The sequence below is a fragment of the Cohnella sp. OV330 genome, assembly GCF_900112065.1.
GTDB lineage: Bacteria > Bacillota > Bacilli > Paenibacillales > Paenibacillaceae > Cohnella.
This window is the reverse complement of record NZ_FOKE01000001.1, coordinates 830135-855033: the sequence shown is the minus strand read 5'-3', so window position 1 is coordinate 855033 and position 24899 is coordinate 830135. Positions and strand designations below refer to the sequence as shown.

Below are 24899 nucleotides of genomic sequence, written 5' to 3'. Positions count from 1 at the left end.
AGTTACTCAATTTTCGGCGGATGGGCGTTAAAGCGACGGTCTATCGCGCACTTTTGCACGATAGCCGCTCTGTCAGACGTTTGTCCTCGTTCTATGAGGTACTTTTGCAGGATAGCGGCAGACTCTCGGAGCAAAGGCGTGAAGCGGCATTCGAAATATGACCCCAACCGCGCAAGACTCCAAGCCGTACTTATTTTCTCTACTACTAGGAGGTAAAAGAATTGCCAAGAAAAAAGAGACTTCGCTCAGGATTGGCAATGCTGCTATCAGTCATGATGATCATCCCTTTATTCGCCAATCCGTTGACGGCCGGCGCCGCGACAGGAGCGGAGGGCCAGGCGGATGCGGGCGGCGCTTCCGCGACTGCGCTCTCCGTGACCGCCGCGACCTACACGCAGAGCAATCTGGGATTGCTTGGCCCCGAATTTAAAGTCGTCCTCGACAACTTCGACGCCGCCGACGCTGCCAAGTACAGCCGCAATCCGGGCGCGTCCGGCTCCGTCACTTTCCCTGATTCCCCGCTCGGCGCCGAATACGGCAAGGCGCTTCAATTCAACTACGATCTCGCGCAAGGCTACAACGGCGTCATCCTGCGCCGCGATATCGGCAGCGCGCTGCCGCAGAACGGCGCGTGGCCGGGGCTGGCCGCGATCGAGCTGACGGTGCAGGCGGATACGCCGATCCCGAACCCGATCCTGCAGCTCAACATCGGCGACGCGTGGCCGGGCAGCTCGTACGAGGCCGACCTGAAGAAGCATGCCGGCTTCGATGCGAACAGCACCGCGCCGCAGCATCTGGTCATCCCGCTCGCGGAGTTCGTAGCGAAGGGCGGCGCCGCGCCGATCCCGAGCACGGATAACGTCATCTCCTTCGCCATGTACATGGGCGGCTCGGGCCAGGGCAGCGTCACGCTCGACGAAGCGAAGCTGATCTTCGCCAAGCCGCTCGCCGTCGACAGCTTCGACGGCTACGCAGACGACGCCGCGCTCGCCGCGGCGTGGGCGCCCAACGCCAACGGCGGCACCAACGCGCGCACGCTGACGGCCCAAGGCGCGGGCAAGGCGATGACGTTTGCCTACGACGCCGCGTCCTTCAACAGCAAGGGCTACACCGGCGCGGTCAAGTCGCTGGCGGGCCAGGACTGGACCGGCACCGGCGCCATCGCGCTCGATTTCACGGGCGACGGGCTCGGCCAGGACATCTTGCTTCAGATGACGAGCGGCGCGAGCTCCTCGATGGAGGCCCACCTCGCGAGCGTGCCCGGCTTCGATCCCGCATCGACCGCGACGCAACACCTCGTTATCCCGCTCTCGATGTTCGCGCCGAAGTCGAACGGCATGACGCTCGCGCATGACCAGATGAAGGGCATCGCGCTCTACGTCAACAAGACGGGCGCGGGCATCGCGGCCTCTTCGAGCCTCACGCTGGACAACGTCGTCCGCTTCGTGCCCAGCGGCTCCGAACAGGCGGGCGGCGGCGAGGTCAAGTTCGACGAGACGAGCCTGATCGCCCAAGGCAGCGACAACCTGCTGTCGGTGCTGAACGTCAATGCGACCGTGTCCGACGGCGGACGAATCGTCGGCGTCAAGTACGAGAGCAATAAACCCGAGATTCTGGCCAACGTGAACGGCTACGTCTACAAAGGCCTTTTCCGCCAAGCAGGCACGGTGCGCGTGAAGCTGCAGTCCGTGCAGGCCGAGATTAACGGAGCGGTCAAGGAAATCGCGGTCGCCGGCGAGCTGAACATCGCGGTGTCGAATCTCGCGCCTTCGGTCGACGTGCTCGATTACCTGAAGGGACTTCGCGGCCAAGGCGTGCTGACGGCGATGCACAACAAGGAGCCGAACACGAACCCGCGCGAAACGACCGACCGGCTGCTCGCCGCGACGGGCGTGACGCCGGCGATCTGGAGCGGCGACTTCCTCTACCAGGCGCGCGACGTCAACGCGCGGCAAACGATGATAGACGAGGCGATCCGCCAGTGGAACGACGGCTCGCTCGTCAACATCATGCTGCACGTCGCGCCGCCGACCCGCACGGTCGAGCAGGAGAAGCAAGGCGCCAAGTGGGACGACCGCACGGCGACGGCCGACCAGAACGGCGTACAGGCTTACCTCAGCGAAGCGCAGTGGGACAGCCTGCTGACCGACGGCGGCGAGCTGAACGAGAACTGGAAGAAGCGTCTCGACGAATATTACCGGTACCTGATCCAGCTCAAGCAGGCGGGCGTCACCGCGATGTTCCGTCCTTTCCACGAGATGAACCAGCACGTATTCTGGTGGGCCGGCAATCCGGAGCATACCAAGGCGTTGTACCGACTGACGCACGACTACCTCGTCGACGTCAAGGGACTGGACAATCTGATCTGGGTGTGGGACGTGCAGGACCTGCCCGCAAACTACGGCGACAGCTACGGCTACGACGCCGCGGACTGGTCCTCCTTCAACCCGGGCGATGACTACTGGGACGTGTTCGCGCTGGACGTCTACGACGCCAAGGGTTACACGCAGGCCAACTACGACCAGGCCGTCTCCATCGCAGGCGACAAGCCGATGGCGATCGGCGAATGCTGGGTGCTGCCGACGCAGGCGGAGCTCGCGGCGCAGCCGAACTGGGTGTTCGCGATGCCGTGGGCGGGCGATACGTTCGACTACAACTCGGCGGAAAAAATCAAGACGTTCTATCAGTCGAATCTGACGATCGCCGATACGCCGGCCTTCCAGACGCGCCGCGTCGGCACGGTCGCCATCGACGACTTCGAGGGCTATGCGGACAGCGCGGCGCTGGCAGCCGCCTACGCAAGAGACGTCACGGGAGGCACCAATTCCGTCGCGCTCCAAGCCTCGCCGCTCGGCGGCAGCGGCAAGCAGGCGCTCGCGCTGACGTATAACACGAACGGGCCGGACGGCTACACGGGAACTTCCCGCACGCTCGATCTCGACATCAGGGGCGCCAAGACGATCAAGCTGTGGTTCCAGGGCAACGGCAACAGCGGACAGACCGTGCTGATCCGCCTGGCTTCCGGGCAGCCGGACCGCTGGTTCGAGTTCGATCTGCTCGACCTGCGCAGCTACAGCGCCACCGCCAAGACGCCGCAGTATCTGGAGATTCCGATCGAGGCGTTCAAGCCGCTAACGGCCGGCACGACCTTCGATCCGTCCAAGCTGATCGGCCTCGGCTTCTACGTCAAGAAGCTCGGCGGCGAGAACCGAAGCGGCACGCTGCTGATCGACGGCGTCTCGTATTCCAAGCTGGCGCCGGCCAAGGAAGCGCCGAGCTTCCGCATCGACTTCGCGAGCGACGCCTGGCAGGCGACGGGCGGCGACACGCTCATGAAGCTGCTGAAGGCGAACACCTCGATCGCCGCGCTGGGCGCGGGGACGACGGGCGCCGCGCCGTACCTTTTCCAAGTGCTGTACGACAGCAGCGACGACGAGATTCTGAAGAACAAGGGATTATTCTCTTCGAAGGGAATCTTCCGCAAGACCGGTACGGTCGAGGTCACGATCAAGCAGGTGACCGTGTACGCAGGCAACAAGCAGTACTATCTCGACGTGAACCGCACGGTGAAGATCGACGTCGGCGCGCTAGCAGAGCCGGTGAACGTACTGGCGTACCTCAAGGCGCTTACCGGCAACGGAACTTTGTCGGCGATGCATAACAAGGAGCCGAACGAGCGGCCGCGCATCACGACGGACCGCATCATGGAGACGACCGGCGTCACGCCGGCGATCTGGAGCGGGGACTTCCTGTTCCTCAAGGACGACGTCGCGAACCGGCAGAAGATGATCGACGAGGCGATCCGCCAGTGGAACGACGGCGCGCTGATCAACATCATGTTCCACGTCCCGTCAGCGACGATGACGGTCGAGCAGGAAAAGCAGGGCGCGGACTGGTCCGGCAGCGCGAACGCGGTGCAGACCGACCTGACGGCGGAGCAGTGGGAGAGCCTGCTCACCGACGGCGGCGACCTCAACAAAAACTGGAAGCTGCGTCTGGACGAGTACGCCAAGTACCTGCAGCAGCTGGAGGACGCAGGCGTCGTGCCGATGGTCCGTCCTTTCCACGAGATGAACCAGCATGCCTTCTGGTGGGCCGGCGTGCCGCAGAATACGGCTGCGCTCTACCGCCTGACCAAGGACTATCTGGTGAACGACAAGGGTCTGGACAATATGATCTGGATGTGGAACGTGCAGGACTTCGACAACCGGATGAACTGGCAGGACTACAATCCGGGCAACGAGTACTGGAACATCCTGACGCTGGACGCTTACACGAACGGTCTCGGCAGCAAGGGCGACGACTACTACGCCCAGATGAAGCAGTTCGCGGCGGACGCCGGCGGAGCGGACGGTCCGAAGCCGATCGGCATCGGCGAGAGCTTCAAGCTGCTCGACGCCGCGGGGCTGGCGAAGTACAAGGACTACGCGATGATGATGCCTTGGGCGGACGACGCGTGGGTGTACAACACCGACGACGCGCTGCGCACGTTTTACAAAAATACGGTGTCACTGCTGGATACGCCGGTATTCGCCTCCACGCTCAAAGGGGGAAGCGGCGTGGAAACGCAGTCCTACAACTACGATCTGGTCACCGAAGTTTACGATTGGGGCCAGAACGTCAAAGGCGTCGTCATTGACATGGGCGCCAAGGTGAACGCGGCGGACATTTCCAAGAGCACGTTCGAGGTCGGCGTCCGCAACACGACGGGCACGGGCGCGGTGGCCTACGAGGGACTTCGCACGATCACGAACGCCTATGTCAACGACACGGGCAAAATCGACGGCGCGGGTACGTCCGCGGGACGTTATGTCGTGCTCGAGTTCAAGACGGGCAAGGACCTGGCTGAAGCGGCCACGACCTCCTGGGACGGCGCGGCGCGTCAAACGACGCTGCTTAGCCTGGGTTACGCCGTCAAGCAGAAGAGCGCGATCGGTTTGCGTCTGCCGCTCGGCGCGAATTACGTCCTGGGCAAGCGGACGAACCTGATCGTCGACGATTTCGAGCAGGGCACGTATACGGACGCGAACGGCGACCATGCGTACAATCTTTTCGTGCCGAAGAATAAGCAGGCGGATGAAAAATATCCGCTCGTGCTCTGGCTGCACGGCAATGGAGAGCGGGGCGGCGAAGGCCTTCTGCCGATGCTATCGAGCAAGGGCGCGACCGCGTTCGCGGATCCGGCCGCACAGGCCGCATACGGCGGCATGTACGTGCTGGCGCCGCAGTTCAGCGCGGCGCACGGCGCGCCGGACGACATCGTGGACGGCGTCACCGCGCTCGTGAAGAAGCTGCTCGCGGACGACAGCCAGATCGATCCGACGCGCGTGTACATCGTCGGCGCTTCGGCGGGCGGCACCCGTACGTGGAAGCTGCTGCTGCAGGAGCCTAAGCTGTATGCGGCTGCGATCGCGATCGCCAGCACGACGACCGTGCCGGGCAATCTGAACCTGACGACGGCCGATTACGAAAAGGTGAAGGGCGTGCCGATCTGGCTCTTCCACAGCGCGAACGACACGACGATCAACGTGTCGAACAGCCGCACTGCGAGCGAAGCGCTGACCGCGCTGGGCGGCAACGTGCGCTACACCGAATTCACGGGCGTCGTGCAGGACGGCATTACGTACGACGGGCACCAATCGTGGGTGCCGGTGCTGGACAACGGCATCGACGCCAAGTACGATGCGAAGCCGTTCGACTGGCTGTTCGAGCAATCGCTGGGCGGCGGCGGTCCTATCGACCCCGACAAGTACAAGGTCGCGCTCGACGACTTCTCGACTTATGCGGACAGCGCGCAGCTCTCCGGCGTCTACGGACGCAATACGAACGGCGGACAAAATACGCTGACGCTCGTCCCGTCGCCGTTCGGCGAAGGCCTGGGCAGCGCGATGAAGTTCGATTACGACCTGACGAACGGCTACTCCGGCCGCTCGCGCACGGTGAACGGCTACTGGCCGGGACTCGAGGCGGTCGAGCTGCGGGTGCAGACGGACGGCAAGGGGCAGGACATCCTGCTGCAGCTGTCGGACGGCGCCTCGTACGAGGCGCATCTGAACAACGTGGCGGGCTTCGACAAGACGTCGACCGCGCCGCAGCATCTCGTCATCCCGATCGGCGAGTTCAAGCGCAAGGAAGGCAGCGGCACGTTGAACACGAAGGGCGTCGCTTCGTTCGCGCTCTATGTGAACAAGGTAGGGAGCGCTACGGGAGGCACGGTCACTTTGGATGAAATTCAGCTGGTGTTCGGCGAAAAGCCGGTGCTGCCCGAGATCTCGTTTGCGAAAACGGAACTTCAGGCCGACGGCGTCGGCAACCTGATCTCGCTGCTGAACGCGAGCGCGACGCTGCCTGGGGGCGCGAAGATCGTGCAGGCGAATTACGTATCCTCGGACGCGGCGGTGCTGCCGAACTTCGATCGCTTCGTGCCGAAGGGCGACTTCCTGAAGGAAGGGCATACGAATGTCGCGTTGAAGCAAGTGAAGCTGTACCAGGACGGCACGACGTTCACGATCGACGTCAACGCGCAGCTGAGCGTCACGGTCAGCCATCTGCCTGCGGCGGTCGACGTGGTCGACTACCTGAAGCAGCTCGCCGGACACGGCATGCTGTCCGCGATGCATCACGACCAGTCCTACTCGAATCCGGCCGCGAACGACGTGCTGCATCAGCGCGTGGCCAACGAATTCGGCGTGTATCCGGCGCTGTACAGCGCAGACTTCCTTACGGGAGGCACGGTGCCGTACCGGCAGAACATGATCGACGAGATCAAGCGCCAATGGGCGAACGGCAGCCTCGTGCAGATCATGTTCCACGTCTCGCCGCCGCAATATACGGTCGCCCAGGAAGCGGAAGGCAACTGGGGCGGAGACACGGCGCAGGAGACGCTGCCGAGTCCGAACCGTATTTACAGCTTCCTTTACAACGATCAATGGAAGGAACTGCTCACGGACGGCACCGAGCTCAACAAGAACTGGAAGCTTCGCATGGACGAATACGCGAAATTCCTGCAGCAGCTCGAGGACGCTGGCGTAACCGTCATGCTGCGGCCGTTCCACGAGATGAACCAGCACGTCTTCTGGTGGGGCGGACGACCGGGACCTGAAGGCAGCGCGGCGCTGTACCGGATGTTCCACGATTATATGGAACAGGATAAAGGACTTTCGAACATCATCTGGGTGTGGAATATCCAGGACCTGCCGGACGATTACGGCTATGCCGACGGCGACGCCAAGTTCGACCGGTACGAAGGGCTTGACGGCGGGCTCGCCGAGTACGACGCGAACGACTGGAACAGCTTCAATCCGGGCAAGGATTACTACGACATCTTGTCCGTGGACTTCTACGATACGGAAGGTTATGCGACGCGACACTACGAGCAGGCGAAGCGCATCGCGCAAGCCGACGGCAAGCCGATGATCATCGGCGAGACGTTCGTCTTCCCGACGCAGGCCGAGCAGGCGGCCCAGCCGGACTGGACGCTGGCGATGCCGTGGGGCATCCGTACCTGGAACTACAACACGAAGGAAGCGATGGCGGCCTTCTATCAGAACAGCATCGGCATCGACGGACTGCCGCGCTTCGCGACGCGGGACAATACCGGGGAGCCGCCGGTCGATCCGGGGACGGGCAATCCCGATCCGGGCAACCCGGGCACCGTGACGCCTCCGGCTAGCGGCACGAACGGCATGGCCGTCGTATCCGATGGCGCAATCGCCGTGAAGGCGACGCCGGACGCGCAGGGCAACGTGGCCGTAAGCTTAAACGCAGCGGACGTGAAAAAAGCGGTGGCCGGCTCCAAGGACGGCAGGCTGCAGGTCGCGATCGATACGGGCGACGCGTCCTTAACCGGCACGGCGACGGTGAACCTGCCGCTGCAGGACATCTTGAGCGCGGCCGCGGCTGGCGGCGTCGGCGAGATCGCGGTCACCGCGGGCGGCGCGACGATCGTCGTGCGCACGGACGCGGGGCTAATCGGAGCGAACGCGAAGCTGCTGACGCTCACGATCGCGAAGGCGGACGGCGCAACGCTGCCGGCGGACGCGAAGAGCAGGATCGGCGACCGTCCGGTCTACGATCTCGGCCTGACCGTCGACGGCGCGAAGCCGGCGGACTTCGGTACTAGCGGCGCGGTAAGCATAACGCTGGACTACAAGCTGCAGGCCGGCGAGAAGGCGCACAAGCTGGTCGTCTACTACGTTGCCGACGACGGCAAGCTGCAGCCGGTTAAGCGGACGGCCGTAGGTTCGTCGGCGGGCAAGATCTCGTTCGAGCCGCGGCACTTCAGCCGCTATGCGGTCGGCTATGCCGATGTGAGCTTCGCCGACCTGTCGCAGGCGGCTTGGGCGCAGGAAGCGATCGAGGCGCTGGCGGCGCGGGAGATCGCGAACGGCACTGGCGGCGGCAAGTTCGAGCCTAGCCGTGCGGTGACGCGAGCCGAGTTCCTGAAGCTGCTGCTTGAAGCGCTCGAACTGTCCGATCCGCAGGCGACGGCTTCGTTCGGAGACGTGGCGACGGACGCCTGGTATTACGGCGCGGTCGCGACGGGGTCCAAGCTCGGAATCGCCAAGGGCCGCGCGGACGGTACCTTCGGCGCGAACGACACGATCACGCGCGAGGACATGGCCGCGATGCTGTCCAGGGCGATCTCGTTGGCAGGCCAGCGGGGCGCTTCGCAAGCGGCCGCTGCCTTCAAGGATCAGGCTTCGATCGCGGACTATGCGCGCGAAGCGGTCGGTCAGCTGGCGGACGCCGGCCTGATCAACGGTTTCAAAGACGGCACGTTCTCTCCGAAGGGCGAGACGACCCGCGCGCAAGCGGCGAACGTCATTTATAAGCTGCTCCAACGCTAATTGAACGAAAAAGGCGAGTCGGGCTCCTCTCAAGGAGCCGGCGCGCTTTTTTTTGCCGCGGATAATTCATCCTGCCGAGGGACAATCTACAATCGCGCGGTCACGGCGAATCGCGTCTTTCGCTTAATGTCGGACATAGACTTCGGGGTGATTCAATGAACAATTTTTCCGAGCCCTATCGCGCCAGGCGCTACCTCGCCTTCGTCAGCATGTTCGGAACGACGTTAATTCACAAACGCAATCCTTATACGATCGGTTGCTGGTCGATGGCGTTCCCGGGCTTCGGCCATCTGCTGCTGAACAAATACATCCGGGGATACCTGCTGGTTTTGTGGGAGATTTTCATCAATCAGAAAATCCACCTGAACCTAGCCATCATTTATTCGTTTAACGGCAAGTTCCAAGCAGCCAGGGACGTTTTGGACCCCCGGTTCATGTCGCTGTACATCCCCGTTTATTTATTTGCGATCTGGGACAGCTATCGGACGACTGTGGATCTGAACAAAGTACAAGTGCTGGCGCACAGAGAAAATGCGAGGTTCAGCGAATTCACCATCGGAGCGCTCGAGGTGAATTATCTCGACAAACGCAAGCCCTGGATATCCGTGATCTGGTCGATGGGCATCCCGAGCATCGGGCAGCTTTATCTTCATCGTATCGTATTGGCGACCTTTATCCTGCTGAGTACCATCGTGCTCGTGTACGAATCCCGTATCATTCTCGCCATACACTACCTTATTCTAGGCGACATCGGTTCGTCCGCGAAGGCCGTGGACGCCCAGTGGCTGCTGTATTTCCCTTCCTTTTACTTTTTTAGCCTGTACGATGCTTATGTGAGCACCGTAGAGAACAACAAGCTGTTCGACCATGCTTTAAGAAGCCATCTTGTTCGAAGCTATCAGCCGCCAGGCGTCACATTAACGATCGGGAGCAAAGTGGACTGATGCAGATTTTCGCGACGTTCGATTACACGACCCTGCTCGAGATTGCCATTACGGAGCTGGAGGCGCATGGCGTATCGTCCATATACGCTGTGCCGCTGGATCTCCGCAAGGAAGAGCCGCGCATCATGGACAGCATGCACCGTGCGGACGGCATGTCCTTTATCGACAAAGGCATGATTTTGGCCTTCATGTTCGCCACGGTCGGCGCAAGCAAGGGATTCGTCTGGGCCTGGGGACCGGTGATCTGGGGACTCATCGGGGCGGGGACCGGGTTCGCGTTAGGTATCGCGATCAATGGGCTTCTCTATCTGATGACGAGACGAAAAAATCGGTCCGCGCTCCTCAAGGGCAAACGCGGGGACGTCATCCTGGTCGTTACCTGCCACGAGGAGAAGGCGGCGATCGTGGCCGATATCTTATGGGACCACAAGGCGCTCGGATTGGCCAAAACGAAATAATCGACATCGGAACCGGAGGTGGTCCCATGCATGCCGGAAATTGGTTTGCCTACGCCAGCGCCGTCGTTGCCATTGCCGCGCTGATCTTTTCGCCCAGGCGGCTCACGAAGAGGGAAATCTACATCACGTATTTTGTCATGATCGCCTTGACGATCTATACCGATCTGTTTTTTGGACTGGTGCTCGACCAGTACGACTTTATCAATCCCGACGTCTCGGCTTCGGATCTGATCTTGCAGATCTCGCTTCCGCCTACCGCCGGCGTGCTGGCCCTGAACTTTATGCCCTCGGGCGTCAAACGGTTCATCGGATACCTGATCCTCGTCGTCGCCTTGGCCCTCTTGTTCGAATGGCTGTCGCTCAGGACGGGGTATCTGGTATATAAAGGCTGGTCGCTGTACTATTCGCTTGTGGTTTACGTAATCGGCTTGCTGTTCCTGCGGTGGCATCTGCGTTTCATTCGCAGTGAAGGCTGACAGCGATCGTGAGCAAAAGACTTCCTCCGATATACGCGGAGCGAAGTCTTTTATTTTTGCGTGGGAATGACGACTTTAAGAGGGGGATTGTAATGTTTATTTTTCATGCGATAATGTTCTAAAAGAACATTGGTCTATTTGTAATAATAATTTTCCAACGCGCGAGGTGACTGACGGCGATGAAGAGGCTGATGCCGAGAAGGACGCATATCCGGATTTTCCTGGGCTCGTGCCTGCTTTTCGTCCTCGTCTCCGTACCCGTCGTGTTTTTCATGACCCGGCAATTTTCCATCTACGCGTTGAACCAGATCGACAAGGTGAACAAGACGGAGCTCGCGCATTCCCGGGACAACGCCGAGTTCATCCTCGACAAAATGATCTCTTACGGCTTCACCATGTACGCCGACAAGAGCGTGCAAGCGTGGATGACGGCCGATGCCGAGACGCAGGACCGCGAGATCGAAGCGATCGCCGCTGCGGCCAAGTACAGGACGACCGAGCCTTTTCTGAAAAACGCGTACCTGCTCAATATGCGCACCGAGCACGTGATCGACATCGCGTACGGCATTACTTCGTTCGCAGAGTTTCAGGACCAAGATATATTGCAGCTTGCCAAAGCGCCGGCTAAAGCTTACCAGCGCTTCTTCGTCCATCGCGCGAACGGGGAACGCTCGCTCGCCCTGATGATTCCGACCGTGCCTTCCGGACAGCCCTCTTACGGGTATTTAGTGCTGCTGCTCGACGACGCGCTGGTGAAGCAATATTTGCTCAAGGAAAATAAAGGCGCCGGATTCATCTCCTTTATGCTCGACGAGACAGGGCAGCTGATGCTCGGTCCGGACGAGAAGCCGGCGGAAAGCGAGAGCGGCGCCGTCGCGGCGGGAAGTTCGGGAGAGGGGCTGTACAAGGAGCTCGCTTCGCGCGCTGCCGGCGGCTCCGGCAGCTTCAAGCAGCGCTACGAGCAGGAGTCTTGGTCCGTGCAGTATGCCCGGATCGAGCCGCAGGGCTGGACCCTGTACCAGATGGCCAAGCTGGAGGGGATCAACGCGGACTTTTACGCGTTCCGTACCAAGCTGATGGTCGTTCTGGCGGGGCTGGTGGCGCTGCTCCTCGTCATTCTGTTCTGGAATTCCAGGCGGACCTACAAGCCGTTCTCCCAATTGGCGAGCCAGCTGGAGACCAAGCTCGGGCCGTCGCTGCAGCGCGGGCATGCCGAGGGGCCGATGGCCGAGCACAGCGTGATCCGGTACGGCATCGAGATGCTGGAGAGCCGGATGGTGGAGCTCGACTCTTCGATGCGGGAGCATCGGGACGTCATCAAGACGGAATACCTGCGCCAGTGGATCCTGCAGGGCAAACTGATTCCGCCTGTCGAGCAGTATTTGCGGGAGCACTCGGGACTGTTCGCGTACGGGAACCTCTACATCGGCGCGATCCGCATCGACGGGTACAGCGCGTTCAAGGAGAAGTACGAGTTTGCTTCGCGCAAGCTGATGAAGTACGCGATGGGCAACATCGCGGAGGAGATCCTGCGGCGGAACGGGGGCGCCGAGGCGGTGGACCTGGGGAGCGACCATGTCGTCCTGCTGCTCTCGGTCCCGGGAGAAGAGTCGTCGGCGGGGCGCTTGCCGGGACTGCTCGAAGAAGCCAAGTCGCAGATCGACCGGTGGACGCAGATCCGGGTAACGGTTGCCGTCAGCGAGGCGCGGGCGTTCGGCGACGATATCCGGGCGGCGTATCAGCACATTCTCGAGCTGACGATGCTCAAGTTCGTATCGGGCGAAGACAAGATTTATCTGGAACGGGATTTTGAAAATTATATGCGCAGCGTGCAGCCCCTGCCGGACGACCAGCTGCTCGACGAGCTGATCAAAAGCGTGCGGATGGGCAAGCCGGACGAAGCCGCGGCGGGGCTCGACCGCTTGTTCGCCCATATGCAGACGATGCATTACGCGCAGAGCAAGATTCAGCTGTCGCTCATGCTGTACACGCTGTTCAAGGCGTTCAACAAGCTGCCGTCGGTGGCGTCGATCGAGGGGATCGAGAGCATCCTCGAATCGTTCGATACGCTGGCGGGCGTGCGGGCGTGGCTCGAGCGCGAGCTGCTCGTCATCATCGAGGAGCTTAGCAGCAAAAAGGGAGCGAGCCGGCGAGACGAGATCGTGACGGATATCGTGGACTACGTGCGCAACCACCTGCACGATCCGATGCTCACCATCGAGGAGATCGCCGAGCATGTCTCGCTCTCCTCCCGGCACGTGAGGCAGCTGTTCAAGGAGTCGCTCGACGTGACGTTGTCCGAATACATCCTGCAGGAGCGCATCGCCAAGGTCAAGGAGCTGCTGGCGACGACGGACTGGACGGTCACGGACATCGGGGAGCGCGCCGGCTTCCAGACGAAGAGCCATTTCTTCACGATCTTCAAGAAAGCGACGGGGCTCACGCCGAGCCAGTATAGGGACACGGCGGGGGGATAAGGGCTGGACGCAAACCGATAGAAGCAAGGCGAGGCCGCTCTTCAAGTCACGTGGATGACTTGGGGAGCGGTTTTTACGTTCGGGGCGATTGGTTCGGCTGCGGGGCCGATCGCCTGCACGAAGAAAGACGATTCGGAGGATGGGGCGGTCGGCGGGTGAAGGTTTCAGCCCGATTTATCCGTCCGATTTCCCGTTTGCGAACCCGATTTCCGGATTCAGTACCTTGACGAACCCGCGCTGCCGCGGGCTTTTTCCGCATCCAGAACGCAGCTTCCGCCCGGTTTCCTCATTCAGAACTATACAGACCGCTCCGGCAGCCCCTAAGCTTGGGTCATCGCCATTACAACGCAGCCAGCAAGAGAGGAGACGGTGTTCCAAGTGCCGATCGTGAGAGAAATCGTACGCAACAAATATTTATACGTGCTCGCGCTGCCCGGTCTGTTGTTCCTGATCGTGTTCGCCTACGTACCCATGGCGGGCCACCTGATCGCGTTCAAAAAATACAGGCTCGCCGACGGACTATGGGGGAGCGAGTGGGTCGGCTTCGACAATTTCAAGTTTTTCTTCATGAGCAGCGACTGGTATAAGGTAACGTTCAACACGGTGTTCCTGAACGGGCTGTTCATCGTCTGCGGCCTCGGGATCGCGCTGCTCCTGGCGATTTTCCTGAACGAGATCCACAGCCGGCTCTACAAGAAGATCGCGCAGTCGCTCATCTTCCTGCCATACTTCATCTCGTGGCTGGTCGTCAGCATGATGACGTTCGCCTTCCTGAATACGACGGACGGCATTCTGAACCGCCTGCTGATCGACAACGGGATGGATCCGCAGAACTGGTACCTGAAGCCGGGCATCTGGCCGGGCGTGCTGACGTTCATCTATGTGTGGAAATTCGCGGGCTACTACTCGATTATTTTCCTCGCGGCGATCACGGGCATCTCGGGCGAATATTACGAGAGCGCCAAGATCGACGGAGCGACGAGGTTCCAGCAGATTATCCATATCACCATTCCGCTCATCCGCAACGTGCTGATCGTGCTGGCGCTGCTCGGCGTCGGACGGATTTTCTACGGCGACTTCGGGATGATCTACGGCATCGTCGGCGATACGGCGCCGCTGTACCCGACGACGGACGTCATCGACACCTATTCGTACCGGGCGCTGCGGCAGCTCGGCGACTTCAGCAAGTCCTCGGCCATCATCATGTACCAGTCGGTAATGGGGCTCGTGACGATCGTGATCTTCAACGCCATCGCCAGACGAATCGACAAAGACTCCAGCTTATTTTAGACTCTGAATTTTTCCAAATCGAAAGGCGGCAACCACGCATGGAAAGCTCTATCACCCAAGCGCAATCCGGCAAGCTCGGCCGGGCCGGCAAGGCCACGAAGATCAAGGCGGACCGCTCCCCGTCGGAAAGGGCGTTCGTAGGCTTCATCTACGCCTTCACCGGACTGTTCGCGATCGTCTGTCTGCTGCCCTTCTGGATCGTGGCGATCAATTCGTTCGCCGACGAGTCTGCGATCAAGCGGCATGGCTACCAGCTGATCCCCAAGATTTTCTCCACAGGCGCTTACGAGTTCCTGTTCCGCGGCAAGCAGGTGGCCAGCAGCTACCTGGTCTCGACGACCGTCACGGTGGCCGGCACCGTCCTGGCCGTACTGATTACGGCGATGTACGCCTACGTGCTCGCGCATCCGAAGGTGAAGTACCGCAGCGTGCTGTCGTTCCTGACTTACTTCACGATGATTTTCGGCGCAGGGCTGGTCGGCTTCTATATCCTGATCGCCAACTGGCTCCATCTGAAAGATACGCTCTGGGCGCTCATACTGCCGTACCTGCTCAACCCCTTCTTCGCCTTCATCATGGTGTCGTTTTTCCGGACGCTGCCCTACGAGATCAACGAAGCCGCGACGGTGGACGGCGCCAACGATCTGCGGATCTTCTTCGGCATCATCCTGCCGATCTCGAAGCCGGTCATCGCGACCGTGGGCTTGTTTTACGCGCTGCAGTACTGGAACGACTTTTTCCTGGCGCTCCTGTTCATCGACGATTACAAGCTCCATCCGCTGCAGATCATGATCCGCCAGCTTATCTCCAACATCAACATCGGCGCGTACGTCGGCGGCAGCCAGACGAACTACGGGCAGCCTTTGCCGACCTACAGCGTCCAACTGGCGACCGTATGCGTCACGATAGGCCCCATTTTCCTGCTGTATCCGTTTATTCAGCGATATTTCGTCAAAGGCATTACAATCGGCGCACTGAAAGGGTAGTCTTGACTCGGAGACATCCGGTTGAGAATAGATCACAACCACTCTAGGAGGTCACAGAATGAGAAACAGAAAAAGCCTGACCGCGCTCATGATCGCCTCGGTCTTCGCGGCGACGGTCGCCGGCTGCAGCTCCAAATCGAACGACTCGGACGCGGGCAACGCCGGAAACGCTTCGTCCTCCTCCCCCGCCTCTTCCGCCTCCGAAGGAAGCAAGGCGACAAAGCTCGATCCGGTGACGCTCAAGATCGTGATGCCGGGCGACCGGCCTGCGGACATGGACGCCGTCATTAAGGAAGCCGAGAATCGCATGGCCGACAATATTAACGTCAAACTCGACCTGGTGTTCGTGCCTTGGTCGGATCTTGCGCAGAAGACGCAGGTCATGCTCGCATCCGGCGAGGACGTCGACCTGATCTTCGACGCGCCGTGGCTGCACATGGAGCAGATGATCAGCGCGGGCTATTACGAACCGATGGACGATCTGCTGCAGCAGTACGGGCAGGACGCGATCAAGGTTCGCTCGCAGCAGATGTTCGACGCCAACAAGTTCCAGGGCAAGATCTACGGCCTGCCGCTCGGCAACACGCATCTGGCCGGCCGAACTTATCTCGTCCGCAAGGACCTGCGGGAGAAGTACGGCCTGCAGCCGATCAAAACCTACGACGAACTGATCCAATTCGCTTATAAGGTCAAGGAAAACGAAAAGGACGTCATCCCGCTGCTCGCTTACGGCCAGGGCGCCTCGACGGACCAGGCCTGGGGCGCATTCCGAGAATACATGGAGTACCCGCAGTTCATCCGTTCCGACGCGCTCGGGCAGAGCCTCGTGCTCTACTACAAGAACAACGACGGCAAAGTCTACAACCTGTTCGACGAAATGGAGCCTACGATCTGGTCCTGGGTAAAGGACGCCCGGAAGCTGTATACGGAAGGTCTGATCCATCCGGACGTGCTGGCGCTCAAGGACATCGATTCGGTCATCAACTCCGGCAAGGTCGGCGCAGCCGTATACAACGAATTCGGCGTGCCGTCGAGCCTGAACACGGCGCTCGCCAAGAACGTCCCCGGAGCTGAACTGGAGGCGGTCACCTTCGTCAAGATGGAGAAGGGCGCGAACATCACCAACTTCAAGCAGGCGAACTTCCAGGCGATCCCGAAGGTCAGCAAAAATAAAGAACGCGCCATGATGTTCCTTAACTGGACCGCGCAGAAGGAAAATTACGACCTGCTCGCCTACGGCATCGAAGGCAAAAACTACGAAGCGGTCGGCGACGACCAGTACAAGCAGATCGGCACCGACTACTCGTACTTCCCGTACGCCTGGGTCTGGAATCCGACGACCGACCGTCTGAACGCCGGCTTCGACGAGGAGACGATCAAGCACTACCAGTTCAACAAGGACGCCGCCAATCTCACGCCGAGCATCCTCACCGGCTTCTCGTTCGATCCGACCCCGGTCATGAACGAGATCTCGCTCTACAACGCGACGGAGGCCAAATACTACAACTCGCTGTTCGACGGCGTCACCGACCCGGACACGACGTGGGCTTCGCTGAAGAAGGAAGGCGCGGCCAACGCCAAAAAGATCCAGGTCGAGCTGCAAAAACAGATCGACGCTTTCCTGGCGCAGAAGAAGTAAGGATCAGGGCATGCGATAGCGGGGCATTCGGCAGCGGCTCGCACCGGATGCCCTCCGCATTTGAACAGAGGAGATCGACTCCAAGGAGGCACAACCGCATGGGAGGTCCCTGCGCGGCGGCGGTCGTCGCGGTAAACGGCATCGAGGGGGTGAGGCTGGAGAACGAATGGCTGAGCGCCGTAGTCCTGGTTGGCAAGGGCACCGATATTTGGGAGCTGACTTACAAGCCGCTGAATTTGCAGCTTTTGATGAAGACGCGAACGGGCTTGTCGCTCTGCGAAGGGAGGGATTTGAGGGAAAAAAGACTTGAGCATTATGCCGAGGGCTATCCGGGCGGATGGCAGGAAATTCTGCCGAACCGGGCTTCCTTCGACGGCGGACGGCAGGAAGTCGGGAGGGACCGGGAGGGCGAGTCGGCAGGCATGCCTTGGGACTACGCCGTCGAGGATGAAGGGGGTTCGCGCGTGACGCTGCGCTGCAGGCTGACGCTTCCGTACACGCCGCTGGCCGTGGAAAAAACGATCTCCCTGGCCGCCGGCGAATGCATGCTGCGCATCGCCGAGCGCGTCGTCAACGTCGGGCGGGATGACGTTCATTTTATATGGACGCATCATCCGGCATTCGGCAGCCCGCTGGTGGGCGAGGGGGCCGAGATCTTGCTTCCGAAGGGCAGCCGCGCGTTTAACGTGCTGCAGTATGAGCGCGAACGGGAAACAACGCCTGCCGCGAGCTTTGAAGAAGCGGTGGATGCGGTTCGTTTGCCAAGCGGGAGCAAAAAGGATCTGCGGTCGGTGGACCCGCCCGTGCCGGACGGGGAAGCCTGCTACATGCCGCTGAAAAACCTCGAGGAAGGCCTCGCGGGCATCTATCAGCCGGCGCTGAACGTGAAGCTGCTGCTGGAGTGGGATCATCTCGCATTCCCCTGTCTGCGGTACTGGTCGAATAACGACGACGATCTGTACACGGTGGCGCTTGAACCGTCGACATCATGGCACTCGGATATCGGGGATTGCATGCTCCACGGCAACTGCATCTCGCTGGCACCGCAGGAGGAGCGACGGTTTTGGCTAAATGTGCGCGTGGAGCAGCCTTAGCGAGTGCTGTGGCGGCGGTAGGGAAGGATCGCATAGCGGAAGTTTCTTCCGCTAAGCGCCCCGCCGGCGGCTCGCAAGCCCTACATAGCGGAACTTTCTTCCGCTATGCGCCTCGGCGGCGGCTCGCAAGTCACGCCTCGCCAGCCCGCCGCCACGGAGCCAATGCGCTCCGCCGGCAACAATCGTAAGCGCTTTCTCTAGCAATCGGTAGCACCCATTCATGAGGAGGTTAACCGAAAATGAGCATGATTACGAACAACAGATTCGCCCTAGCCCAAAAAGCCCTCTGCTGCCTGCTGCTCTGCGCGTTGGCGCTCGGCTATTGGCCGGCAGCCGACAGGGCTGCGGCAAGCGGCGATGAGGTACTGGTCAATTGGCTGAAACAGGATATGGACACCGGATTCGACGGCGGCGTCAGCCCGTTTGTGTACGATGCGAACATAGCGGGAACTTCGCAGTCCGCGGTGCAGGTGAACGGAAACAATGCAATCGAGTTCCGCGATGCTTCGCTGGGCTCGAACGCCGGCAGCTACTTTTATTATCAACTGTCGAGCGGAGCGCTCCTATCCCGGATAAACGCGATCTACTCGCTGCCGACCGGGACGGAGCCGGTCGAGTTCGTATACGAATACCGGCTCCTGCGCAGCGCGGCGAGCGATAAGCCGGTCAATGCGGACATCTACAGCCAGCTGCAATTCGGCAATTACGACAACGTCCTGGTCCCCCGGTTCCCCGTGCCCGATAAGCAAACGATCACGGGAACGGCGGCGTATCTCAATACGACGCCGAACGAATTGAAGACGATCAACGATCACGATATCTCTTCCTATCGATTTCAGATCGTGCCGAACGGCGGGCAGCGGCTTGTCAGCTCGCTCAAGATCGCCTTCGGCGTCCGAGTCAATACGGGCGGCACGGACGAAGCGATCGTCGTCGACGATCTGGCGGTGTACGAGGCGACGCACGATGCGGCCGCGGATACGGAAGCGCCGACGGCGCCCACCGGCCTGACCGCGTCGGCCAAGACCGATACGAGCGTGAACCTCTCGTGGACGGCTTCGACGGACAACGTCGGCGTGAACCGCTACGACGTTTATCAGGACGGCCTACTCGCAGGCGCTGCGGCCGGAACCGCGACGAGCTACAGCGTCGTCGGCCTGACGCCGAACAAGACCTATCAATACACGGTCAAGGCGAGGGACGCGGCCGGCAACCTGTCGGCGCCGAGCGCCGCGCTGGCGGTAACGACGGACCCTTCGGCGTCGGGATTGCCGGAGCCGTTCGGAGACCGGGATGTCGGCACCGTCAACGTGTTGGGCAGCGCGAGCTACGCGGCGGCGGACGAATCGTTTACGGTAAAGGCCTCGGGGGCAGACATCTGGGGGACGGACGACGCGTTCCATTTCGTGTACCGGACCTGGACGGGAGACGGCCAGATCGTGGCGCGCGTGGGCGAAATGACGAACACCGTCGCCTGGACCAAGGCGGGCGTCATGATCAGAGGCGGCATATCGAGCCAGTCTCCGCATGCCTTGATGGCGGTATCGCCGACGAACGGGGCGATTTTCGAGGATCGCCTGACGCAGGGAGGCGCCACGGTGCTGACGTCCGGCAGCAAGTCGCCGGCGCCTTATTGGGTGAAGCTGACGCGCGTCGGCAATATCATCAGCGGATATGAGTCGTCCGACGGCATCGCCTGGAATCTCGTCAAGCGAGAGGCCGTCAACCTGCCCGAGACGGTATACATCGGCCTGGCGCTGACGAGCCACGACGCCAACAGGCTCAGCACGACGAAGTTCGATCATGTCGCGGCGGGCGATGTTCCGCCGGCGGACAGCAACTACGCGCCGTTCCCGGGCACGCTCGAGACGCGCAAGCAGTGGCTCTGGAACAAGACCAAGTCGATGTCCGAGATGGGCGGCGTGCCCAACATCGCGCAGATCGCGGCGCAGCTCGTGGACAATCAGAACGTCTCCGTCAACCTTCAGAAGCTGGACACGATGTTCCAGACTTACGACTGGGAGCAGTACAAGACGGTCAGCAAAATGTACGCGTACCTGCTCGCCGGAGACAAGATGGACAGCGCGATGATCAGCCACGTGAAAAGCTACTTCGCGGGTTATGCATACGCCAAGCTGCCGCAGACCGAGAACCTGCGGATGAGCAACTATACGGCGGGATATCTGGTCGGACAGCTGCTGCCCGACGTCGTCGACCTGAACGGCGCGTCCGGCGCCGCGCTGAAAAGCGCGAACCGGGCCAACATCGAGGAGATGCTCGACGCGGCGGTCCGCGGCGGCTGGGCGGAATACGAGAGTCCGGAATACACGTTCATGACGTACTTTTGCCTGAATGCGCTCTATCAGTATTCGGACGAACCCGACTTTAAGCAAAAGGTCAAGATGGCGATGGACGTCATGTGGTTCGAATGGGCGAACGACTGGATCGACGGCAACTTCATCTCCAGCACGAGCCGGTCCAAGGGAGACGCCACCTCCGCCAACGACCCGACTTGGAGAGGCGCGGACCATACGCTGCTGTCCTGGATGTATTTTGGCGCGCACCGCGCCCAGCAGGGATTCGGCGATACGGACGCGGGCGTGCCGGCAGCCTATCGGCCGTTCCTGGAATACGTCGGAATGGTCCTCGCGCCATCGATGAGCTATACGCCGCCCGCGATGGCGGTTCGGATCGGACAGAAGACCGACAAGGATTACGAGTCCCGCAAAACGAACCTGCAAAATTCCAGCGGGCGCAGCATGAACGTATACCGCCAGGCTTACGTGAAGCCGACCTGGGGACTCGCCACCGAGGTGACGTATAACCGGGTCGACAATTGGATCGAGAACATGCAGTCGGTGCTGCGCTGGCAGTCCGACAAGCCGGACAGCCTGTTCCGGATTAACGCCGACCAAGGCAACAGTCCGATCGGCAACTACGACCAGATCGAGAACCACCGGATCATGCAGGACGGCAAGACGGCGGTGGGCGTCTACAAGTCGCTTAGCGGACCGGGCGGGACCGACAACTACCTGAACGCCATGTTCCCGGATACGGGCTCGATACTCGCGAAGGAAGAGCAGGGCGGATGGGTGTTCAGCAAGACGGGGCAGATGTATTTCGCCTTTAAAATGATCAAGCCGTACGCCTGGTACGCGCAGTCGCCGACCGATCCGTCCAACAAGGTCAAGACGACGACGCAGCTCCATCCGACCGCGCAGCTGTCCTACAGCTACAACATCCTGCGCAGCCAGGCTGACAAAAACGGCTGGGTGCTGGAGACGGCGGGACTCTCCGAATATGCCGACTTCGCGGCATTTAAAAATGCCGTACTGACGGGCACGACGGTCGACAGCTCGCATATCGACGAGAACAATCCGCGCCTCGTTTATACGAATTTGAGCGGCGACACGATGGACATCACCTTCGACCTGGCCTCCGGCGCCTATGCCGGGACGCACAAGATCAACGGACAGCCGATCGATTATGCGTCGTTCAAGTTGTTCGATACGCCTTGGCTGCAGCAGGAACGCGGCGGCACGACGTTTACGGCGACCGAGGGCAACGAAAGGCTGACGTACGACTTCGGCAGCTGGACGGTTACTGCCAGCGATCCGAACGCGCAGGTGCCCGTCTCCGGCGTGGCGCTCAGCGCTTCGACGCTGACTGTAGGCGCCGGGAAAACCGCAGTGCTGACCGCGGTCGTGTCGCCCGCGAACGCATCGAACAAGAAGGTGCTGTGGAGCTCGAGCTCCCCGTCCATCGCCGCGGTCGGCGAAAGCGGCACGGTGACGGGCATCGCGCCGGGCACGGCCGGTATCACAGCGACGACCGAGGACGGATCCTTTACCGCTACGGCCACAGTCACCGTTAACGCCGAGCCGTTGTTCCAGGACACCTTTGCCGGAGGCCTCGGCAACTGGGATCTATTCGGCAGCACGGCGTGGGAGATCCAGGGCACCGGGCAGGCAGCCGTGCTGAAGGGCACGACGACGTCGACCGGTCCCCAACGGGCGGTGACCAAGACGTCCGTCCTTCCATACAGCGCGCAGAATTATACGATGTCCTTCGGCGCCGAGTCCGACCGGTTCCGGGCGTTGTTCCGGTATTCCTCGAGCACGAACTATTATTTCATGGAGTTCAAAAATACGGATACCGTCGAGTTGTGGAAATATGCGGGCTCCTCGACGCCGGTTCAGGTGGGGACGACGATCGATATCGGCAACGTTATTCCGGGCTTCGATATGGCGGTGCATCATGCGTATGAGCTTAAGGTTGACGGCAGTGCGTTCAAGCTGTCGATCGACGGCGTGACGGCGACGACGTTCACCGACGCTTCGTTGGCGGCCGGCGGCATCGGATTCTCGGTAAAAGGAGCGGGCGCGACGCCCGTGCAGCTGCTCGTGGACGACGTGACGGTCATGCCGAACTTATAAGGCAGCGACGATCCGTCGCGTCTGCGTCCCAAGACGCACGCGCGGGAACCTATTCGCAACGGAGCCAGCATGCCGCCGACGCGAAGAGCGTCGTCGGCATGCTGCAGTGCCGTTACGGCTCGAATTCACGAACTCATTTATCCATGGCGGAGGTTTTTGTCTCATGCAGCAAACGCAAAACGAAAGCAGACTTCAGTACCGTATATCCGGCGCGGACGACCGGTTCAGCGCCTCGCTTGCCGTCGAGATCCAAGAGGCGGGCGTCGAGCTCGTGCATCTGAAAATAACGGCGGACCGTCCGGGGATCCCGCCGGCGATCCGTCTGTCCTGGGAACGCCCGATCGTCGACGTCCAAGGCGTCTGGCATCCGAACGGCTACCGGGGCCGCGGGCTGTCCCCGGACTGGTTCGCCGGCTACCGCAGCAATGCCGCAAGCTCCGCGCCCGTCGTCTGTCTGTTCGGCGGAGACGGACGGAGCCGCATGACGTTCGCTTTTTCCGATACGCTGAACCCCGTCGTCTGCAAGGCGGGCGTCCATGAAGAGACGGCCGAATTCCACTGCTCGGTATCGCTGTTCGAGGAGTCGGTCGCCCCGCTGGAACGCTATGAAGCGACGCTGCGGATGGACCTGCGCGAGCTGCCTTACTATGACAGCTTGAACGAAGTGCAGCGATGGTGGAGCGGGCTTCCCGGCCTCGCCCCTTCGTTCGTGCCTGTCGCGGCGCGCGAGCCGATGTACTCGACCTGGTACAGTTTGCATCAGCATTTAACGCCAGAAGCGATTGAAGAACAGTGCCGCGAGGCCTCGGCGCTGGGCTGCCGGACAGTGATCGCGGACGACGGCTGGCAGACGGCGAACAACGAGCGCGGGTACGCGTATTGCGGAGATTGGGAGGCTTGCGCCGAGAAGATGCCGGACATGGCCGCCCACGTCGGGCGCGTTCATGCGCTGGAGATGAAGTACATGCTGTGGTATTCCGTTCCTTTCGTCGGCGTGCACAGCCAGGCGTGGGAACGGTTCAGCGCCAAAATGCTGTACACGATCGAGGAGCGCGGCTGGGGCATCGTCGACCCGCGTTTCCCCGAGGTACGCGAATATCTGATCGGCATCTACGAACGGGCGATGCGCGAGTGGAAGCTCGACGGCTTCAAGCTCGACTTCATCGACAGCTTCAACCTGCCTGCGGATCGCAAGCTCGCGTTCGGGGATGGACGCGACCTCGATTCCGTACCCGAGGCGGTCGATCGCCTCATGTCGGACATTAGGAACCGGCTCTCCGCGATCGACCCGGACGTGATGATCGAGTTCCGCCAAGCGTACGTAGGGCCCTGCATGCGCAAATACGGCAATATGTTCAGGGCGGCGGACTGTCCGAACGACGCGGTCGAGAACCGCGTGCGTACGCTGGACATTCGCCTGCTGTGCGGCGAGACGCCGGCGCATGCCGACATGCTCATGTGGCACCCAGGCGAGCCGGCCGAGAGCGCGGCGCTGCAGCTGATCAACGTGCTGTTCGCCGTGCCCCAGATTTCCGTTCGGCTCGATCGCCTGCCCGCGGAGCATGCGGAGATGGTCGCCTATTGGCTGGCCTTCTGGAAGGAGCACCGGGACGTCCTGCTGGACGGACATTTGGAGCCGCATCAACCGGAATTGTTGTATCCGCTCGTCGTCGCGTCTAATGCATCCAAGCTGCTCGCCGCCGTCTATCAGCCTCGCACGATCGTTCCGCTGGACGGCGAGCTGCCTCAGACGGTAATTCTCGTCAATGGCACGCGTGCCGAAGGCGTCTATATTGAGTGCGTTGGGGACCAGGACGAATGGCAAGTGGAAATTCGGGATTGCCGGGGGAAGAAGGAGGAGCGCACCTCTTGGACGCCGCGTGCAGGAATCCATCTGGTGGACGTACCGCCTGCCGGCAACGCGACGTTGACGCGGAAGTAGGAGGCGGTTGCGGAAGCGTGCCGCAGTCCGGCGGTCGACTTCTCCATGGACATGTGCGGGAATCGGAGAGTTACAGCGTGCGAGAGCCTAGGTGGGAGTCGTTAGCGGACATACGATCCGTTATTTACTCGAAAACGGCACGTTCAGGCGGGATAGCGGACACAGGGGACGTATTGCGGCTGAGGAGGCGGGAATCGGGGCGTTTGTGCGCGATTAGCGGATCTGTGGTCCGCAACGAACGGTAATGGGCGCGTTTTGGCTAAATAGCGGATCTGGGTCCATCCGGCAGCCGACTTCTCCGCGTACGC

11 protein-coding genes are annotated in these 24899 nt (G+C 61.1%); all 11 read left to right on the top strand.

Annotation, left to right across the window (positions count from 1 at the left end; genetic code table 11):
- Window positions 1-221 precede the first annotated feature (221 nt).
- The 11 genes from BM235_RS03200 to BM235_RS03150 all read left to right on the top strand — a co-directional run bounded on the left by BM235_RS03200 (window position 222) and on the right by BM235_RS03150 (window position 24591).
- Window positions 222-8849: a glycosyl hydrolase gene (locus BM235_RS03200; RefSeq protein ID WP_143106623.1), complete on the top strand. Its 8628-nt coding sequence runs from the start codon at window positions 222-224 to the stop codon at window positions 8847-8849.
- Window positions 8850-9004: 155 nt separating this feature from the next.
- Window positions 9005-9793: a hypothetical protein gene (locus BM235_RS03195; protein ID WP_090109147.1), complete on the top strand. Its 789-nt coding sequence runs from the start codon at window positions 9005-9007 to the stop codon at window positions 9791-9793.
- Complete coding sequence (locus tag BM235_RS03190; protein ID WP_090109145.1) at window positions 9793-10251, top strand: hypothetical protein; 459 nt, start codon at window positions 9793-9795, stop codon at window positions 10249-10251. Before BM235_RS03195 ends, BM235_RS03190 begins: the two co-directional genes overlap by 1 nt.
- A 26-nt stretch (window positions 10252-10277) precedes the next feature.
- Entirely contained in the window at window positions 10278-10727 is a 450-nt protein-coding gene (locus tag BM235_RS03185) for a CBO0543 family protein (protein WP_090109134.1), read from the top strand.
- 179 nt (window positions 10728-10906) lie between these two features.
- Window positions 10907-13204 (top strand): helix-turn-helix domain-containing protein, encoded by a 2298-nt coding sequence (locus BM235_RS03180; protein WP_090109132.1) that lies wholly within the window; start codon window positions 10907-10909, stop codon window positions 13202-13204.
- Between the two features lie 378 nt (window positions 13205-13582).
- Window positions 13583-14494, top strand: coding sequence for an ABC transporter permease (locus BM235_RS03175; protein ID WP_177244178.1), 912 nt, complete (start codon window positions 13583-13585; stop codon window positions 14492-14494).
- A 38-nt stretch (window positions 14495-14532) separates the two neighbouring features.
- Window positions 14533-15480, top strand: a complete 948-nt coding sequence (locus BM235_RS03170; RefSeq protein ID WP_090109130.1) for a carbohydrate ABC transporter permease — start codon at window positions 14533-14535, stop codon at window positions 15478-15480.
- A gap of 58 nt (window positions 15481-15538) precedes the next feature.
- Window positions 15539-17119, top strand: a complete 1581-nt coding sequence (locus BM235_RS03165; protein ID WP_090109128.1) for an extracellular solute-binding protein — start codon at window positions 15539-15541, stop codon at window positions 17117-17119.
- 98 nt (window positions 17120-17217) lie between these two features.
- Window positions 17218-18213, top strand: coding sequence for a DUF4432 family protein (locus BM235_RS03160; protein ID WP_090109126.1), 996 nt, complete (start codon window positions 17218-17220; stop codon window positions 18211-18213).
- A gap of 239 nt (window positions 18214-18452) precedes the next feature.
- Window positions 18453-22649 (top strand): Ig-like domain-containing protein, encoded by a 4197-nt coding sequence (locus tag BM235_RS03155; protein ID WP_090109124.1) that lies wholly within the window; start codon window positions 18453-18455, stop codon window positions 22647-22649.
- A gap of 163 nt (window positions 22650-22812) precedes the next feature.
- Window positions 22813-24591, top strand: a complete 1779-nt coding sequence (locus BM235_RS03150; RefSeq protein WP_090109122.1) for a glycoside hydrolase family 36 protein — start codon at window positions 22813-22815, stop codon at window positions 24589-24591.
- Window positions 24592-24899 lie beyond the last annotated feature (308 nt).

Bases quoted from the DNA above. Each gene is read 5' to 3' on its own strand.
- BM235_RS03190 (WP_090109145.1), top strand. From the start codon at position 9,793: ATGCAGATTTTCGCGACGTTCGATTACACGACCCTGCTCGAGATTGCC.
- BM235_RS03180 (WP_090109132.1), top strand. From the start codon at position 10,907: ATGAAGAGGCTGATGCCGAGAAGGACGCATATCCGGATTTTCCTGGGC.
- BM235_RS03150 (WP_090109122.1), top strand. From the start codon at position 22,813: ATGCAGCAAACGCAAAACGAAAGCAGACTTCAGTACCGTATATCCGGC.
- BM235_RS03165 (WP_090109128.1), top strand. From the start codon at position 15,539: ATGAGAAACAGAAAAAGCCTGACCGCGCTCATGATCGCCTCGGTCTTC.
- BM235_RS03170 (WP_090109130.1), top strand. From the start codon at position 14,533: ATGGAAAGCTCTATCACCCAAGCGCAATCCGGCAAGCTCGGCCGGGCC.
- BM235_RS03160 (WP_090109126.1), top strand. From the start codon at position 17,218: ATGGGAGGTCCCTGCGCGGCGGCGGTCGTCGCGGTAAACGGCATCGAG.
- BM235_RS03185 (WP_090109134.1), top strand. From the start codon at position 10,278: ATGCATGCCGGAAATTGGTTTGCCTACGCCAGCGCCGTCGTTGCCATT.
- BM235_RS03195 (WP_090109147.1), top strand. From the start codon at position 9,005: ATGAACAATTTTTCCGAGCCCTATCGCGCCAGGCGCTACCTCGCCTTC.
- BM235_RS03155 (WP_090109124.1), top strand. From the start codon at position 18,453: ATGAGCATGATTACGAACAACAGATTCGCCCTAGCCCAAAAAGCCCTC.